Here is a 17,230-nt window from a genome sequence, read left to right as displayed (position 1 = left end):
GCGTTCGTACGCATCGGAACTGGCGAGTGGGCTACCAACCAGCCATCCCGTTGAACGGGAGATCCCGTTGGTGACGACCGATCCGGTCCGGAAACACCGGTTTCTGGATCGGCCGATGGGAAGTTCCCACCAGACCGAAATCGAGACAGGGCCGCTAGCCGGTGGCGCATCTACGCTCGCTCACCACTTGGTACTGATTCGTCGCCACGCGAATAGACACCCCTCTCCACCAAGCCACAGCACACCCAGACCGATACCGACGACGTGCAGTATCTGCGGAAGGTGCATCCACGTCGGGAAGACGTACTGCGCCATGGCTTCCCATTCTTGAATCACTGACTGAAGGGGCCCAGGTTCGACATCGACCTCGGTCAGTTCGCTCCCCGGCGGCACATCGGGCTGTTCGCCGACTCCGATGCGGTCGGCCTCGTACGCCAACGGAATAACTGTCCCGTCGGCGTCGTCGAACTCCCAGACGATCTCCCCATCGGGGGCGACCTCGAGCACACGATTGTTCCGCGAATCCGTGATGAGCGTGTTGCCGTTGGGCAGTCGATCGGCGTCACGTGGCCACTGGAGGGGGTCGTTTGCAGTGCCGGTATAGCGCCAGATCTCCTCGTTGGACTCGAGGTCGAGTTCGACGATCCGGTTGTTTCGGCTGTCGGCGACGACCATCGTCCCCTCATCTTCGATACGGTGAGGATTGTGCTGTTCATCCAGCACGGTTTTGTTCCCCGGTTCGCCGATCACATCGACGATCTCGTCAGTCTCCGGATCGACCTCGATGATCGAGTCGAAGTTCCGGATGCTCATCTGGAAGTTGCCGTTTTCCAGTTGGTCGATGTCGTTCATGTGCGTCCAGTCGTCGTGTTCGCCGTCTCGCTGGTGACCGCCGTACTCCTCGTAGAACGGCGTTCCGGGTGTCAAATGGTCCTCGGCATACCACTCCCAGGTGATCTCGCCGTCGCGGTCGACGGTAAACGAGCGATCGTTCCCCATGTCGATGATCGCCGTTTCTCCAGTATCGAGGCGCTCGAAGTCGTGGACTTCCTGGTAGTCGATGAAGTCGTCGTACCAGTCGTATTCCCAGACGACCTCCTTCGACCCCTTGTCGATTTCGACGACGCGGTTGTGAACGCAGTGGTCATCGTACTCCTCGTACTCCAGGTACTCCTGGGAACACTCTTCGGCAGGCGTCTTGACGGCGACGGCCGCCAGCACTGTCTCCGGATCGATCTGTTCGACGCCGAACACGCGCGAGTCGGGCACCGACCACTCCCAGACGACATCGCCGTCGGGCGCTATTTCGACGACTTGCCCATCGTCGGTGTACGAATGAACCCCCACGAGCGTGTTCCCGGGATAGCGGCCATCTTCATTGATAACGGTCGGTTCGCGGTCGATGGTGATTGCCTGGACGCCAAGTGATGCGATCAGGAGAGCGATGACGGCGGCGGCGACGGTGACGCGGATACGCTGGTTCATAGATACTTAGCTGGAGCGGTTCGTTCGAATCGTATCGGACGTGATCGATCCCAAAATTGGGTGAATTGGCGTACAATACAGGATATACGGGTTGGAGACGTGGTCACAAGTGTTACGTCTCGAGCGCTGTGAGAGCGTGAAAGCAGTATCCGGACCGGTACTGCGATTGCAGACGGACCGCTCGAGAACCAACTCGAGCGGAGGTGTGGACGCAGTGAAGACAAGCCGAACTCGACGAAAGCCGCAATTCGTGGCCCGCTCATCGCGTCCCCCTGTACGTGAGGAACGTGGCCGTGCCGAGCGCAGCAGCGTACCACAGCGTCCCCACACGGATCACGATCGTGGCGGCGGCCGCGACGGTCTCCGGGTACCCGATCGAGAGCAGGACGCCGACCATCGACGCCTCCGTCGCCGCGAGTCCGCCGGGGAGCATCGACACCGCGCCGACGACCGACCCGAAGCCGAAGACGAACAGCCCGATGACGACGCTGGCGTCGACGCCGAATCCCTCGAGAACCAGCCAGAACGCGACGCCTTCGAGCCCCCACGCCGCGAGGCTGAGCAGCGTCGAAACGACGAGCGGACGAAACTGGAACAGTCGGTACGTACCCTCGTAGAACTGCTCGAGTTCGCTCGCGTACTCGCCGAGGACCGGGGCCGACTCGAGCCGTCCGAGGAGCGCCAGACACCCCCGTCGCCACTGAAGCAGGCCGATCCCGAGCGCGATGGTCCCGAGGAGACCGATCACGGGAAGCGACGAGCGGCTGTAAACTAGGACGCCGAGCGCGGCCAACACGCTCAGCGCGATGAGATCCGTGATACGCTCCGCGCCGACGACGGAGGTCGTCTTGCTCGCGGGAACGCCGCGCGTGTCGCTCAGGAACCACGCCTTCCAGACCTCGCCGGCTTTCCCCGGCGTGACGACCATCATCAGCCCGCTGAAGAAGGCGATAGCGCTCGCCGCGAGCGGAATGTCCACGTCGAGTCGCCGGAGGTAGTAGTGCCATTTTGCGAATCGGAAGCCGTATCCGACGGTCGTGAGGCCGAGGACGATGCCGAACGTGCTCCAGTTCACTGCGGCGAGAGCGCTCGTCACGCTGTCGATGTCCGCGTAAGCGGCCAAGGTGAAGAAGACCACGACCGAGAGTAATGCCGTCAGCCAGACGCCGTGGTCGCGAACGACCGTCAGGCCCCGGTCGACGACCGCCTTTCCGCTCGTCGTCACGGTGATCTCCCCGGTGTGAGGTCCGCGACGAAGCGACCCGAAGCGGTTCGAAACTGATGGATTTTCGTCGCGACGTGCCCCGAGAGGTATCGTCCGCGACCGCCGGGACGAACGCGCCCTTCGCGTACGGCCTCGACGAGCGGCCCGTCGCCCTCGACGGTGGCGTACGCGCGGCCGACCTCCATCGGAAAGTGGGCGTCGCTTCCGCCGGTCGCCGGCAGGTCGTGGGCGGCCGCGAAGCGCGCTGCGCGTTCGTTGAATCGGCGGCGGACACAACGGGAATTTATCGCCTCGACCCCGTCGATGGCGTCTGCGAGGGTATCAAGGTCCGCCTCGTAGTACTGTCTCATTGTATCGAACGGGTGTGATAGGACGGCGACACCTCCTTGATCGTGGACGTGATCGATCACGGTCAACGGGTCAGTCTGCGGCGGCGGCTCAGTCACGTCGAGCGCCAAGAGGTGCCCCTCGGTCGTGGTCACCTCGACCCCGGAGATTACGTCCAGGGACGCGGGGACGGCGTCCCGAACGGCGTCGACATTGGCGAGCGTGTCGTGGTCGGTGACGGCGATACCGTCGAGTCCGGCGTCGACCGCCGCGGTTGCGACGCGCTCGGGAGGCGTACTCGAGCAGGGCGAAGCGTCCGTGTGAACCTGCAGATCGTATCGGCGTGTCATGGTGGTTGGTGGACTCGAGGCATGCTGATCATCAGGCGAACAGTTCGACGAGAACGATCGGGACGTCGTACAGAATCCCGACGACGACGAGGCCCCAGACGACGAGGTTCAGGAAGAACGGACGGTCGGCGAAGAGGAACTTCGGATCGCCGCCGAGGTCGCGCGTATGGGCAAGGTAGTGGTATCTGAAGGCCGCAAAGAAAGCGAACGGGAGGGTGGCCATCATCCAGACGCCGCTGCCGAAGAACGTGTAAAGCGAGTAGGAAACGAGCAGCGCAGACAGCACGACGACGAGAAACTGGTCCAATAATTCCTCGGTGTACTCGGCGAGAATCGACCGCGACGCGGACGGATCGTCGTTGACGACCATTTCGTGGCGACGCTTGCCGAACGCGAGCATCAGCGCTCCGAGGAACGTACAGACGACGAGCCAGGGGCTCAGGGAGACGTCGATGGCGACCACGCCGGCGATGGCCCGCAACACGAACCCGACGGCGATCACCATCACGTCGACGAGGACGACTTCCTTCAGGAACACGGAGTAAAGCGCGTTCTGTGCGAGGTACGCGAGGACGATCAGGAGAAACAGCGGCCCGAGGGTGGCAGAAAGGGAGATACCGCCGACGAAAAGCACCGCCGCGAACGCCACTGCGACGGAGATCGGCACTTGCCCGCTAGCGATGGGGCGATGTTTCTTCCGCGGGTGCTTGCGGTCTTCCTCGAGGTCTGCGATGTCGTTGCCGATGTACGTCGCGCCCGCGATGGCACAGAAGGCGACGACGCCGATTGCGACGTTCGTGACCGCGACAGGATCGAACAGGCTCCCGGAGAAGACGAGCCCCAGCAACAGGATACTCTGTTTGTACCACTGCCATGGACGGATCTCCTTGGCCAGCCCGGAGACGGTTACTGCGACCCGGCGGTGAGTGGCGTATGCTCGGGCCATCGATCGATATCACTCCCACATACGGTGGCAAAAAAGTCCGGCTTTCCCGGGTTCCGTTACAGCCCACAATATCGGACTACCGGTGAAACGATTCTCATGGCCCACTCGATTCGGGTCGGCCCGTCGGACGAACGAGAAAAGAATCGCCGATCGGAAGTCGTCCGGACGGTAATCACGATGTAGATCGTGGCACCCATCCAGTAAGGATTCGATATACCGGAGCGCAAACGTAGCGAGATACCCCTTCGCAGGAGTACGGTCGCGTCGCTGTCGGACATAACTGGTCGTTACGAAGCCGCTGCTGAGCCATCGATTCGACATGAGTCTCTGCGAGCGAAGCCTCCGATGCTCGCAGGGCGACCGCCCGCCCGAGTCGGACGGCCCGTTTTCGCGGTGACATAATGATCCCCTTTTCGTCATCCGAGGCACTCACCGGACCATTAGAGGGGCGCTAACCGGCGATACACTATTCACCCGTCGTCTCGAGAATTAGTTCGATACCACAATGAGCGAGAGTGAGCGCGACGCCGGCGACTCGACTGGCTCGGTCCTCGTCACGGGAGGAACCGGTTTTCTCGGCCTCCACGCGTGCCAGTACTTCCGCGACCAGGGGTGGGACGTTACCGCGTTCGATCTCAAGTCCTTCGAGGACGAAGACGACACGGACGGGATCGAGTACGTCGAGGGAGACGTACGCAGCGAGCGCTCCGTGGCCGATGCGATAGAGCAGAGCGACGCGACGGCCGTCGTACATGCCGCGGCCGCACTTCCGCTATGGGACGCCGACCGCATCCGGGAGACGACGATCGACGGGACGCGAAACGTGCTCTGGGCGGCCAAAGAAGGCGGCGTCGAGCGGGTCTGTTATATCTCTTCGACCGCGGTGTACGGAACCCACGAGACCCACCCCATCACCGAGCAGTCGCCGCTGGAAGGGGTCGGACCCTACGGCGAGGCCAAGATTCAGGCCGAAAAGGTGTGTGAAGACTTCCGACGCATGGGGCTTTGTGTCCCCATCCTTCGCCCGAAGACGTTCATCGGTCCGCAGCGACTCGGCGTGTTTCAGGTGCTTTTCGACTGGATCGAAGACGGCGCGAACGTCCCGCTCGTCGGGTGGGGCGACAACCGGTACCAACTGCTGCACGTCTACGACCTTGTCACCGCCATCGATCTGGTGCTCACCGGCGACGAGGAGGCAGTCGACGACACGTTCAACGTCGGCACCGACGAGTTCACCACGATGAAAGCGGATTTTCAGGCCCCCATCGATTACGCGGGCACGGGCAAACGTACCATCGGGACGCCAGCCTTCCTCACGGTCGCTGTCCTCCGCGTACTGGACCGCCTGAATCTGTCTCCGCTATACCCGTGGGTCTACGAGACGGCCCACGAGGACTCCTACGTCTCGGTCGAGAAGCTGAAGAGGCTCGGCTGGGAGCCCGAGTACTCCAACCGGGAGGCGCTCGTGGAGACGTACGACTGGTACTTAGCGCACGACGAATCGAACGAAGCGGCCAACGAGACCGGCCTCGACCACCGCGTCGCGTGGGATCAAGGAGCCCTCACCATCGCGAAGAAGGTCTCCCAGAAAATCTAACGGATCGGTCCCGTCAACTCCCACTATGTCACCGCGTTCACTCTCCGAGATCCGTGTCGGTTGGCTCGTCGTCCTCGGTCCGATAGTCGCCGTCCTGTTCACCGCCGGATCCGTCTGCTATTTGCAAACGAGGTGGCCCACGATCGCAACCGATCCCGCGTTCTTCCAGCACACGGGGTGGTACATCGTTCAGGGCGGCGTTCCATACGTCGACGTCTGGGACGTGAACCCGCCCGTTCCGTTCGGAATTACTGCCGTGCTCGCCGTCCTCTCCGGCGGGGATATGCTCGTCCTGCACGGCCTTAGCACGGCACTCACGGTGCTCGTCGCGGCCGCGAGCGTCCTGCTCGTCGGCTGGATTGCGTACCTCGTGACCGAAGAGCACGTTGCGGCGATCGCCGCCGGCCTCACGATGCTGATCGTCCCGGAGCTCCTCGTTCTTTCGTTAGAAGGGGTCAGAGCGCAGTTCTACGCGCTGTTTTTCGGGACGCTCGCCCTCGCGCTCGTCCTCCGTGACCGCCCATTTCTCGCCGGAGTCCTCGCGGCGCTAAGCGCCGGGTCGTGGCAGTCAGGGGCGGTCTTCGCACCACTTATTGTCGGGATGGCCTATCAGCGAAACGGCGGGCGAGACGCGCTCTCTGCGATCGCTGGTGGCGGTCTCGTGACCGGAATCGTCGTCGGGGTGTTCGCGGCTGTGGGGGCGCTCGTCCCCATGGTGGTACAGTCGATAATCGCACCGTTGAGCGCCGGTTCGCCCTACACGTTGGCCGAACGCGTCTACTCGATACTCTTGGTGTTTGGCTACGGAGCAGTGCTCTTCCCGGTGGCCATCTATGGCTGGGGACGCGCGGTCGCCCGTGACCTAGGAGCCCACTGGTGGCTGCCGGTTGGTGGCGTGCTCCTCACCCTACAGGTGCTATTCGTCGATCTCGACGGCTCCACGGACGCGTTCCTGTTGCTTTCGTTCATTGCACTGGGTGTCGCAGTTACCGTCGAACGCGTGCTCGCGTGGCGCTCACTATCGACGGATCCGCAGCGTGGCGATGAGAACCAAACGAACCGCAATCTGTGGACGGGTGCCGTCATCGTCATGCTCGTCGCCGTGCTCGTCCTCGGCGGGGTCGTCTGGCACCTCGATTCGCCGGCCCCGAAACAGACGCTTCAAACAAATCAACTGCAGGCTGAACCACCCGGAGAGGACTTGCCGATAACCCCGGCGGACGGGAACGCTCCGTCGATGCAGACCATCTACTGGGACCAACTGCAGCCGGAAACCTGTCACTACCGGTTGAGCTGGAACGAGATACGCTGGGTCGCCATGACCGACGACCGGCTGGACGCACAGAAATGCGACGGCTGGCCGAGTCGAACCGATACTGCGTGACTTCGATGGCTCGAGCCGATCTGCCCGCAATCGGGAAAATGATCGTTGGCCTACACATAAAGTAGATATCGGTTCGTACCGTGTGCTCGAACTGTTTAGAGTAGTACTCCTTATATACTGTCTAACAAGTGAGTTGTGTGATTTTGAACGATATGGAATTGTACATAATCCACAATATTTTATTGCTACTCTCCTGACCGTTCGCCCAGAGATTATTGAAACGGTCGACGCGGTTTTGTACGGATAACACTCCGTTTCGACCAAATTACGGCCGAGATAATCGATCGATTGGTTCAGTCGGATCGAATGTTGTAGTCAGAGAGAATACACTATCATCAAGAGAGTGGTTTCGGGAATATCGTCCATCTAGGAGAAGTGACGCAGAAATACACCCGTAGTCTCGGTCCCGAACCGTCCGAAGTATATGATAGCTACAATCGATATTGCCCAGTTATTATTGTGGTATTTCAACAATATCAATAGCTTCCCAAACTCATCAGATTCAATAACAATCTTCCTAAATGGCCCTACCGTTCGTAATACGCGACGCGTTTTGCGGATGAATTCATCGGCTGATCACTCTCCCACGATTCGTCACACTCCGCCTCGTTACGCCGAGAAGATTTGTGACCAGGTATCACACTTGCTCGACGACCTATTCGTTTCGTCAACTGGCAGGAGTCGACGGTATCGGCTGTCACGTTGTCCGTCTCGGTGAAGAACGACAGGAAAATCGCTGAGACGAAAGAAGAGACCGACGCCCGTTACGTTTGTTGGGGAGTAATCGCGTCGAGGAAAAGCGAGAGAAGCTTGTACAGAACCGACGCGAACAACGCGATCAGGATGATGATCCCGAACGTCAGCCCCAGTTGCGCCCGTTGGGTCGACTGGATGATCAGGTAGCCGAGACCGCCCCCTCCGCCGAGGAACTCCGCGATGATCGCGCCGACGATCGTCAACTGGAACGTGATTTTTACCCCGCTCACGATCTCCGGGAGCGCGTTCCAGAACTTGATATGGCGGAGGTACTGCAATCGATTGGCACCGACGATCGACCGAAACTTTTCGTACTCGGGATCGATTCGGCTGAGACTCGAGACCGTGTTGATGAACGTCGGGAAGAACGCGACCCACGCCGCGAACGTGACGACGCCTTCCAGTCCGAGGCCGAACCAGAGCAAGAACACCGGCGCGAGAATCGGATGGGGGATACCGTAGGCGTAAATCAACATCGGCATCGAGAGGTATCTGGCGACGAACGACTCGGCCAGAATCATCCCGAGCGTGATACCGAGTACGACGGCGAGTACGAACCCGACGATGACCTCGACGAACGTCACTCTGATCGCCGCCAGCACGATGTCGGATGATTCGACCGTCTGGCGAACGGTGTATTCGATGCTCGGGAAGTAAATATCGCCGCGGTCGTTGAAGAATCTGGAATATCCCTCCCAGATTCCGAGCAGAGAGACGAGTACGAGTGCGGTCCCGACGTTCTCGCTCGCCCACTGCTTCAGTCGCTCGAGCACGCCGAAGTGGTCGTATCGACCGGTGGACGGAAGTGAGTGTTCTTCCGCCATTGTCAGGCCTCCGTTGTGAAGAAACTCGAGTCCTCCCAGAAGATCAGTTTATCTTGGACCTGGTAGATGGCGAAGATGGCCAGCGTCGAGATGAGGCCCAAGACGCCGACGATGGCGAAAGCCAGCCCCATGTTCGCGTTCCGGAGCGCGAGCGTCGAGAGGTAGCCGAGCCCCTCGGTCGTGGCGACGAATTCGCCGACGACGGCCCCGATCATCGCGAGGATGATCGCCATCTTCATGCCGTCGAATATCTGCGGGAGCGCGTTCGGAATGCGGATGTAACGATACTCCTGCCAGGTCGATGCCTTGTAGAGATCGCAGAGATCCTGGTGTTCGTCGGACATCTTCCCGAGGCTTTCCATAGCGTTCAGGAACATCGGGAAGAACGCGACCCAGGCGGCGATCATGTAGTTCGCGGCGACTCCCGAGCCGAGATAAAAGATGATCAACGGGGCAAGCGTCACTCGCGGGACCGAATTCGCTCCGACGACGATCGGCATCAGCGCGTTCTCGACGCGTTTATTCAGCGACAGAAAGATGGCGCTGAGGACCGCCGTTACGACGGCGAGTCCGAATCCGATGAAGCCGGCGGTGATCGTCGGCCAGGTGTTGTCGATGATCAGTTCCTGATTATCAGTAAACTCGGAGTAGACGCTCAACGGCGCGGGAAACTTCGTCTCCGAAACGAGCCCAAAGGTTTCAGTCGTCAGGTGCCAAAACAACAGGGCCAGTACTATCCCGCCAACCGTGAGCACCCACTGCGTTCGTCTCGTGTCGTTGATGTTCATTGTCTCACTGAAAGTACGTGTAGATTGACGTCACAAGGTCGTTGTATTCGGTCAGTTGTTTCGTCTCTGCGTCCCGGGGGCGTGGGAGGTCGATGTCGATTACGTCCTGAATTCGACCCGGACGCGGACTGAGTACGACCACCTTGTCCGAGAGAAACACGGCCTCCTCTAGGTCGTGGGTGACGAACAGGATCGTCTTGTTGGTCCGCTTCCAGATGTCGAGCAGTTCCGCGTTCATCTGGTCTTTCGTGAGGGCGTCGAGCGATCCGAACGGTTCGTCCATCAACAGGAGGCTCGGATCGTAGATGAGACTCTGACAGATCGTTACCCGCTGTTGCATCCCGCCCGACAGTTCGTTCGGGTAGGAGTCGCCGAATCCCTCTAGACCGACCAGTGAAATCAGTTCGTCCACCCGGTCCTGGTACCCCTGCATATCACCCTCCAGGTCGCCGTTTTTCTTCATGATTCGAACCGGAAGGAGGATGTTCTGTCGGACCGTCCGCCAGTCGAGCAACACGGGCCGTTGAAAGATGAACCCGATGTCGCCGGTGGCGTCAGTGGTGCTGAAGTCACGACCGTCCAGTCGGAGCGCTCCGCCGGTCGGTTCGTGCAACCCGGCCGCGATGTTTAGCAGGGTCGATTTGCCACACCCCGACGGACCGACGATGGAGACGAATTCCCCGTCGGCGACGGAGAGGTTTATGTCGTCCAGTGCGTGAATCGCGTCCTCACCCGTCCCGAAGTGCATGGTGACGTCGTCGAACGCGATTGCGGGTTCTGCGTCCATTGTGCGAGTATTCTCGTTAGATTCGATTGAGCTCATAGTAGATACACCAGTAGTTATTCGAAGTACGCGGACTCCTCTTCTGTGTACGAGAGCACCTCATCCCATTCGTCGTCCGAAAGCGTCGACAGCTCGGCGTTTTCGACGGGCCCCATCTCGACGATGTCGCTCGCGGCGGGAACGTCGTTAGACCCGTCGACCATGATCGACAAGTTATCGAGCGTCGACTGGATCTGGTCCTCGGTGAACCAACCGAGTCCTTCCGTTCGAGTCTCCTCGTTGGCGGTGATGGCGACGTTCCAGCGCATCTGCGAGGAGAGGGTTTCCCGATCCTGAATCTCGAGTTCTTGATTCACTTCGTCGATCATAATGTCGATGGTCTCCTCCGGGTTCAACAGACACCACTTCATGGCGGCCGAGTAGCCCTCGAGGACGCCGGTGAGGTACTCCATGTTCTCCTCGTCTTCGTCGAGCCACGCGCCGTTGACCATCAATGGGTACCCGATCACGGTCAGGTAGTTGTTGATCGGCGTCACGCCGAGTTCGACGTCGTCATCGACCTGATCCCGGTACGTTCCGAGGAGGTCGAGTGCCCCGTAGATGGCGTCCAGATCACCCTCTGCAAACTGTCCCGGCGCGGCGTCCTCGGCGACGAAATCCGCGTTCACCTCATCCGGATCGATGCCAACCGCATCGGGGAAAATCGGCCACGTCTCCTCGGCGAACGGCGACGCGAGACCAACGTTCTTCCCCGCAAGGTCCTCCTCGCTGTCCACCTCATCAGTTCGGTAGATTAGCCCGAGCAACGCGCGCGGTTTCGGAACGGAGAAGAACCGCATGTCCTGTCCCTCCGTGAGCCCGGTGATACACGAGCCGACTTCTGCCTGACCGATCTCGTCCTCCCCTGTTCCGACACGCCGAGCAGTATCGGGAGAGCCTTCCCCTGCCTGAACGTCGGGTGCTTCGATGCCCGCATCCTCCCAGTGGCCCTCGAGGTCGGCGATGTACGCGATCGACCACGTCGGCTCCTGCGCCCACGGCTGTCGCCAGGTAATGCCAGAACCGCCATCACCTTCACTACCGCCCAGACACCCTGCCATTGCCGCGGCGAATCCGCCCGCACTCGCCTGCAAGAATCGACGTCGATCGATTCCGTCAGGAAGCACACGGTCGAGTTCGCTGACTATCTCCCCATCTTTGTGCCGTTCTACCATATCTCAAGTGTAACAACCCGGCACCATAAAGATTGCCCCATAAAATGATGATGGATTGAAGGAATGGCCGTATACGCCCCGTTCGCGGCAGATTAGTAGTTGGTTCGAGAGAATTTTCAGATTCAACTGAACGCTCACAACGTTCGCAGGAACCTCGTAGAACTGGCCATCCCTCGGACAGCGAGGTGGTCAGCATTCGAAGTCCGCAGTACGTTGGACGAGTGACCCCTCATCACGAGGTCGAAGTGTAGTTCAACGGTGAAGTACAATGATAATGTGGTCTCAACCGCAAAGCACGCGACGATTCTCGTACCCGTGTTCTGCAGCGGTTCCCTGCAAGTAATGTGCAAACCCCGAGAGGCCGGTCGTGCCGACCGCGTGATAACAGCCGGGTGGCAACTACAGCAGACTGTTAAATAGTTCGATTTATTCGAACACCGGAACGACCTAAGCCGAGTGAGCGGTTAACAGTGTCGGAGCTATATTACACGAGTACCTATGTAATCCAACGCGGGATAGGTATTAAGTTCCTATATATCGAACGTCCTTATCGCCTTGACAAGTGATTCGCCACCGGTATCTAACCACCATCGACGAGGCACACCACGGGTGAAAAGCGAGCGCGGCCTACACGAGTGCGAGTTCCAACTCGTACTCGTTGACGATTTCGACCACTGAATCCGCGATACTGGCTTCCTTCTCTGGACCACTCAACGAATGCTCCGGGCCGGTGACGCTGAAAGCTCCGATCACGTTGTCGGCATGATCCGTGGCAGCGACCCCGATACCGTGCAGTTCCTTGAAGTTCTCCGCGTGATTGATAGCATATCCCTGCTCACGGACGGTCTCGAGTTCGGCGTACAGCGTCTCTCGATCAGTAATGGTGTTTCCCGTTTCCTCCGGGAGCCCCCACGTATCGAGGATCTGCTCGACTCTCATTCGGGGTAGATTGGCGAGTATCGCCTTCCCCACGGCGGTATTATGGAGATGGAGGCGATTTCCAAGTCGTTCGTGCATCCAGCCCATCTTCGGCCCCGATGCGGTCTGGAGGAAGACCGCTTTACCACCCATTTCAACGGCGAAAATCGAGCGGAGTCCGACGACGTCGAAGAGCCGTTCCGTGAACTCTCGAGCCAGTACGTACCCCTCTTCTCGCGTCCGAACCTGGTTTCCGAGACGGAGGAGTTCAGGGCCGAGGTGATAAAAGTCAGCCTGCTGGGTCACGAACTGTTTCGCTTTGAGCGTCGCGAGATGCCCGTGAACAGTACTCTTGGGAATCTCCATTGTATCGGCGATCTCGGATACCCGTGCACCGTCCGCTTCCTCGAGAAACTCGAGGATTTCTATCGACGTCGTCGTCGTCTGGAGCGTGTGTGATTCGTTTTGGGGGGGCATAGTAGAGACTCGGCCAGCTTCGAACTTAAAGTTCGTGATGTTAGAACAGCGGTTGCAGATCCGTGCTGAAAAACAGTCGTCGGCGCTTCAGTTCGCGACGTCAACCCAGCCGCCCTGTTCGCCGGACTCGTAAGCCGCATCGAGGACACGAAGCAGCTGGACGGCATCGTCGACTGTCGCAGGAACATCGCCGGTTTCGTAGCCCGCGAAGTAAGCCTCGAAATAGTCCTGCACGAAGTCGCCCCAAGCCGGGAATCGATCGTAGGTGAACTCGAACTGCGTGGTTCGCTTCGGCGCGGCCGACCAATCGGAGTCCTCAGAGGTGATCTCGAGCGGAATCGTCGGTTCGTGCTGGAGCGAGTCGTGGTGTAGCGGCGTCAGAGCCTGCGCGCTCTCTCCGTAGAGTCCGAGGTGAGTGTCCTTCCCGCGGTCGCTGAGATAGTAGCCGGTGTGGTACGTTCCCAGCGTTCCGTCGCGCGTCTCGAACTGGAGCACTGCACCCATATCGACGTCGACGTCCTCGCCCTCGTGGAACTCGGCGTTTACCCGTGCGATCGGATCGTCAAGGATCCACGGAATTGCGTCGACCCAGTGCGGGCCGATCCACTGCAGCGCGCCGCCCCGGCTCGTTTCCGCGTCGTAGATGTAGTGGTCCGTGTTTCGGTAGGATAGCTGACTCGCGTTGAATCGTCCCTCGACGGTCCAGACATCGCCGAAGAACCCCTCGCGGACCCGTTCGCGTAGTTCCATTGCGACCGGATTCTTCCGATAATACATCGTCGGCGAAACGGTAACGCCGGCGTCGTTCGCTCGCTCGGCGACCGCCTCAAGGTCGTCGGCCGTCCGAGCGATGGGTTTTTCGCTGATAACGTGGACGCCGTTTTCGACGGCGCTCTCGACGATCGACGGCGTTTCGTCGCTCCGATACGTGATCCAGACGACGTCGACGCTGTCGTCGCCAACGAGTTGGTGTGGATCCTCGTAGACCGCCGCGCCGCGTACGAGATCGGAGGCGTTCTGTCCTTCGGTCGTAACTTCGTCGGGACGGTCGTCCATCGCGGAGATGCTCTCGACGTCGACCTCGCGGCCCGGCTCACAGACCGCGCTAACGGTGGCGTCAAGTTCACTCGCGACGGCGAAGTACGGATCCCGGTGGTGATGGTCGATACCGACGTAACCGATGTTCACGGTCATACGTCCGATTGACGTAACCTCGCATAAGAATCTATGTATTGCGGCCAAATACGTGCCGCAGGAGCGGTTAGTTCGTTCCCCTCGGGCAGTCTCTCCAGACCAGCGGCAGTGTCACGTTCGCTCGAGTCCCACCGACGGGCGACCAAAACATTATGATAGCTCACACAAGAGAGGATAACGAAGTGAGAGCCCAATGCAAGAGCTAGGCATCATTATGAACGGCGTGACGGGCCGAATGGGGACGAATCAACACCTCATTCGTTCCATACTGGCACTGCGCGACGAAGGCGGCGTCGAACTCCCGAGCGGAGAGCGGGTGATGCCGGAACCGGTACTCGTCGGTCGAAACGAGCGAAAACTGCAAGCGTTGAGCGAAGAGCACGATGTCGAGCGCTGGGTCGCCGATCCGGACCTCGAGACGGTTCTCGACGGCGACGAGGAGATCTACTTCGATTCACAGATCACCCCGCGGCGTCCCGAGGCGCTCTTGAAAGCGATCGACGCCGGAAAGCACGTCTACTGCGAGAAGCCGCTGGCCGACAACCTCGACACCGCACTCGAGGTCGTCCGAGCGGCCGAACAAAGCGGAGTCAAGTACGGAATCGTCCAGGACAAGCTGTGGCTCCCAGGGATCATGCAGCTCGATCGATTGATCCAGCAGGGGTTCTTCGGCGAGATTCTCTCAGTACGAATCGAGTTCGGGTACTGGGTGTTTACCGGGCACGTACAGGACGCACAGCGTCCGTCGTGGAACTACCGCGCGGAGGACGGCGGCGGCATCGTCGACGATATGTTCTCACACTGGAGCTACGTCCTCGAGAACCTCTTCGGCCGAGTCGAGTCCGTACGGTGTCACGAGACGACCCACATTCCAGAACGCATCGACGAGAACGGCGACGCGTACGAGGCGACGGCGGACGACGCGGCCTACGCCATCATGGAACTCGAGAACGATATCGTCGCCCAACTCAACTCCTCGTGGGCGGTGCGCGTCAACCGGGACGACCTGCTCGAGATCACGGTCGACGGGACAGAGGGCAGCGCCGTCGCAGGCTTGCGCGACTGCAAAACGCAGCATCACTCCAACACCCCAAAACCGGAGTGGAACCCCGACACGCCGAAAGATCACGACTTCACCGAAGACTGGGAGTCCGTTCCGGAAAATCAGGTGTTCGAAAACGCCTTCAAAGTCCAGTGGGAGAAGTTCATTCGACACGTCGTCGCGGACGAACCGTTCCCGTGGGATTTCGAAGCCGGCGCGAGGGGCGTCCAGCTCACCGAAGCGAGCTATCAGTCCTCGGATGAAAACCGACGGGTCGTCCTCGACGACCTCGAGATATAGCCGGCGTATCGAACGAAGACAGTCAGGCTGTAAACTGACGGCATACCGCGTGAGCAAGCTGAACGGTGCTCGTCATCGTTTCCGAACGCTTCTCAGCAACTTTCTGCACGATACTCGTCGTCTTTTGCTCCGGTCCGAATTCCTCCCGTCCGAATCCACTCCCTTTCGTTCCGAATCGGCTTACTCGCCGCTCGAGTGAGGAGACGGGGCTGTGAAATCGCCCGATTCGAAGCTGATCGGTTTCGGCTCCTCGACGACGCGGAGATCCTCGCGCTCTCGTGCCTCCTCGATCAGTGCGGTCGAAGCGTAGAGGCGCTGGAGGTGCATGGTATCGGGCGCACGGAGGACGCGCACGGTTTCGGGGTCGGCGATACCAATGGTCGATAGCGTCGCGATGAGCCCCGCGCGGTCCGTCTCGACGGCCGGCGGCAGCCTGACGCCCCTGGTCGTACTCGCTGTCAGCGCGTTGATGAGCGTGGTCGGCATGTCGATTTCCTCGAGGAGATCCGCGTGGACGAAGTCGGCCGATCCCATCCCCATTGCGTTTCCGTGAGTCGTCTCGGTCAATCCGCGCGTATAAATTCGCTTGATATCGGGGCTTTCGGGCTCCGGTTCCTGAATCGCAAACGGCCGCCGCCCGATGACGTTGGTGTCCATACCCTGCCCGCTGATGTCCTTGCCCTGCTCGTCGAGGACCAAAATATCGAGTTCCTCGAACGGAAGCGTCGGCATGATGTCGTACGTGGTTTCGAGCAGTTCGGCCTCACGGTCGAGAAAGCCCTCCGGCGGAATTCCCTCGAGCATCGCCGTATCGTCCCGCTGATCCTCGAGGATCGCGACCCCGCCGACGACGGGCAGTTCCGCGAGCAACTGTTCGGTGATCTCTGGGATCATGTTTCGAAGCGACCAGTCGACCGCCCAGTCGTGGGCGATCTTCGCGCCGCGCTGTTTGCCCATGCCGATGACGAGCATCTTCGAGAGGCCGCTCTCGACCGTCCCGTCGAAGTCGGTGTGCGGTTTGATCCGATTGATCGGAACGATCGCGTCGGCTTCGACGGCGTTTGCGTCGGCGACGACCGGCACGTCGCGGTCTGCGGTCCGTCCGATTTCGGTGACCTCCATGCTCGAGCGGATTTCACAGCCGACGCCAGACGGCGAGACGCCGAGGTCGGCCAGCATCTCGCGTTGACCCTCGCCGGTCGCCCCGCCGTGGCTGCCCATCGCCGGGAAGATGAACGGTTCGTATCCGTTCTCGTGGGCGGCCGCGACGACGCCCTCGACGATGGTCCCTAAGTTTGCGATGCCCCGACTGCCGACGCCGAGTGCGATTTCGCCACCAGCCGGTACGTCCTCGAGCGGAAGCGACTCGAAGGCCGCTCCGGCGCGTTCGGCTATTTCGTCGTCCGGGATCGGATTCGTCTCCCAGACCTGTTCGATGACGCCGAGTTCGGGGAGCGGCGTCTCACCACACGCCTCGCGAATCGCCGTTTCCGGCACGGCGAGCGAGGCCCTCGATTGATCGGTATCCATGCGCGAACGTTTGCGTGTTCCACCCATAAATCTGCCCCACATCCGATCGGTGCTGGGCGGCGAGTCGGGCGACCTCCACATTTAAGAGA

General features: G+C 60.3%; 14 protein-coding genes. 3 read left to right on the top strand and 11 right to left on the bottom strand.

Annotated features, from left to right (window positions below):
• Positions 1-180 precede the first annotated feature (180 nt).
• The 4 genes from HALLA_RS14995 to HALLA_RS14980 all read right to left on the bottom strand — a co-directional run bounded on the left by HALLA_RS14995 (position 181) and on the right by HALLA_RS14980 (position 4,333).
• Positions 181-1,485, bottom strand: coding sequence for an aryl-sulfate sulfotransferase (locus tag HALLA_RS14995; protein WP_049954312.1), 1,305 nt, complete (start codon positions 1,483-1,485; stop codon positions 181-183).
• 259 nt (positions 1,486-1,744) lie between these two features.
• On the bottom strand, positions 1,745-2,710 hold the full coding sequence (locus tag HALLA_RS14990) for a lysylphosphatidylglycerol synthase transmembrane domain-containing protein (protein ID WP_084569056.1): 966 nt from the start codon (positions 2,708-2,710) through the stop codon (positions 1,745-1,747).
• A complete protein-coding gene (locus tag HALLA_RS14985; RefSeq protein ID WP_049954311.1) occupies positions 2,707-3,387 on the bottom strand; it encodes a PHP domain-containing protein in 681 nt (226 codons plus the stop codon). The genes HALLA_RS14990 and HALLA_RS14985 overlap by 4 nt, the downstream gene beginning before the upstream one ends.
• Positions 3,388-3,418: 31 nt before the next feature.
• Positions 3,419-4,333: a decaprenyl-phosphate phosphoribosyltransferase gene (locus HALLA_RS14980; protein WP_049954310.1), complete on the bottom strand. Its 915-nt coding sequence runs from the start codon at positions 4,331-4,333 to the stop codon at positions 3,419-3,421.
• Between the two features lie 505 nt (positions 4,334-4,838).
• Here HALLA_RS14980 and HALLA_RS14975 point away from each other — a divergent pair.
• Positions 4,839-5,930 carry an NAD-dependent epimerase/dehydratase family protein gene (locus HALLA_RS14975; RefSeq protein ID WP_049954309.1) on the top strand — a complete coding sequence of 364 codons (1,092 nt, stop codon included), beginning with the start codon at positions 4,839-4,841 and terminating at the stop codon, positions 5,928-5,930.
• Between the two features lie 25 nt (positions 5,931-5,955).
• Positions 5,956-7,314 (top strand): DolP-mannose mannosyltransferase, encoded by a 1,359-nt coding sequence (locus HALLA_RS14970; protein ID WP_049954308.1) that lies wholly within the window; start codon positions 5,956-5,958, stop codon positions 7,312-7,314.
• Positions 7,315-8,078: 764 nt separating this feature from the next.
• On the opposite strand, the gene HALLA_RS14965 is transcribed toward HALLA_RS14970, so the two are convergent.
• The 6 genes from HALLA_RS14965 to HALLA_RS14940 all read right to left on the bottom strand — a co-directional run bounded on the left by HALLA_RS14965 (position 8,079) and on the right by HALLA_RS14940 (position 14,269).
• Positions 8,079-8,894 (bottom strand): ABC transporter permease, encoded by an 816-nt coding sequence (locus tag HALLA_RS14965; protein WP_049954307.1) that lies wholly within the window; start codon positions 8,892-8,894, stop codon positions 8,079-8,081.
• A 2-nt stretch (positions 8,895-8,896) separates the two neighbouring features.
• The gene (locus HALLA_RS14960) at positions 8,897-9,682 is read right to left on the bottom strand and encodes an ABC transporter permease (RefSeq protein ID WP_049954306.1); all 786 of its coding nucleotides are present in this window, start codon (positions 9,680-9,682) and stop codon (positions 8,897-8,899) included.
• A 4-nt stretch (positions 9,683-9,686) separates the two neighbouring features.
• The gene (locus HALLA_RS14955) at positions 9,687-10,469 is read right to left on the bottom strand and encodes an ABC transporter ATP-binding protein (RefSeq protein WP_049954305.1); all 783 of its coding nucleotides are present in this window, start codon (positions 10,467-10,469) and stop codon (positions 9,687-9,689) included.
• Between the two features lie 53 nt (positions 10,470-10,522).
• Complete coding sequence (locus tag HALLA_RS14950) at positions 10,523-11,680, bottom strand: ABC transporter substrate-binding protein (RefSeq protein ID WP_049954304.1); 1,158 nt, start codon at positions 11,678-11,680, stop codon at positions 10,523-10,525.
• A gap of 627 nt (positions 11,681-12,307) precedes the next feature.
• Positions 12,308-13,075, bottom strand: a complete 768-nt coding sequence (locus tag HALLA_RS14945) for an IclR family transcriptional regulator (protein ID WP_049954303.1) — start codon at positions 13,073-13,075, stop codon at positions 12,308-12,310.
• Positions 13,076-13,162: 87 nt separating this feature from the next.
• A complete protein-coding gene (locus HALLA_RS14940) occupies positions 13,163-14,269 on the bottom strand; it encodes a Gfo/Idh/MocA family protein (protein ID WP_049954302.1) in 1,107 nt (368 codons plus the stop codon).
• A gap of 193 nt (positions 14,270-14,462) precedes the next feature.
• Between HALLA_RS14940 and HALLA_RS14935 the strand changes: the two genes are divergently transcribed.
• Positions 14,463-15,611 carry a Gfo/Idh/MocA family protein gene (locus tag HALLA_RS14935; protein ID WP_049954301.1) on the top strand — a complete coding sequence of 383 codons (1,149 nt, stop codon included), beginning with the start codon at positions 14,463-14,465 and terminating at the stop codon, positions 15,609-15,611.
• A gap of 180 nt (positions 15,612-15,791) precedes the next feature.
• Here HALLA_RS14935 and HALLA_RS14930 read toward each other — a convergent pair whose 3' ends face one another.
• Positions 15,792-17,141, bottom strand: a complete 1,350-nt coding sequence (locus tag HALLA_RS14930) for a hypothetical protein (protein ID WP_049954300.1) — start codon at positions 17,139-17,141, stop codon at positions 15,792-15,794.
• Between the last annotated feature and the right edge of the window lie 89 nt (positions 17,142-17,230).

The sequence above is a fragment of the Halostagnicola larsenii XH-48 genome (assembly GCF_000517625.1).
Taxonomy (GTDB): Archaea; Halobacteriota; Halobacteria; order Halobacteriales; family Natrialbaceae; genus Halostagnicola; species Halostagnicola larsenii.
Note: the sequence above shows the minus strand (reverse complement) of the source record. Positions and strands in the feature narration are given on the sequence as shown.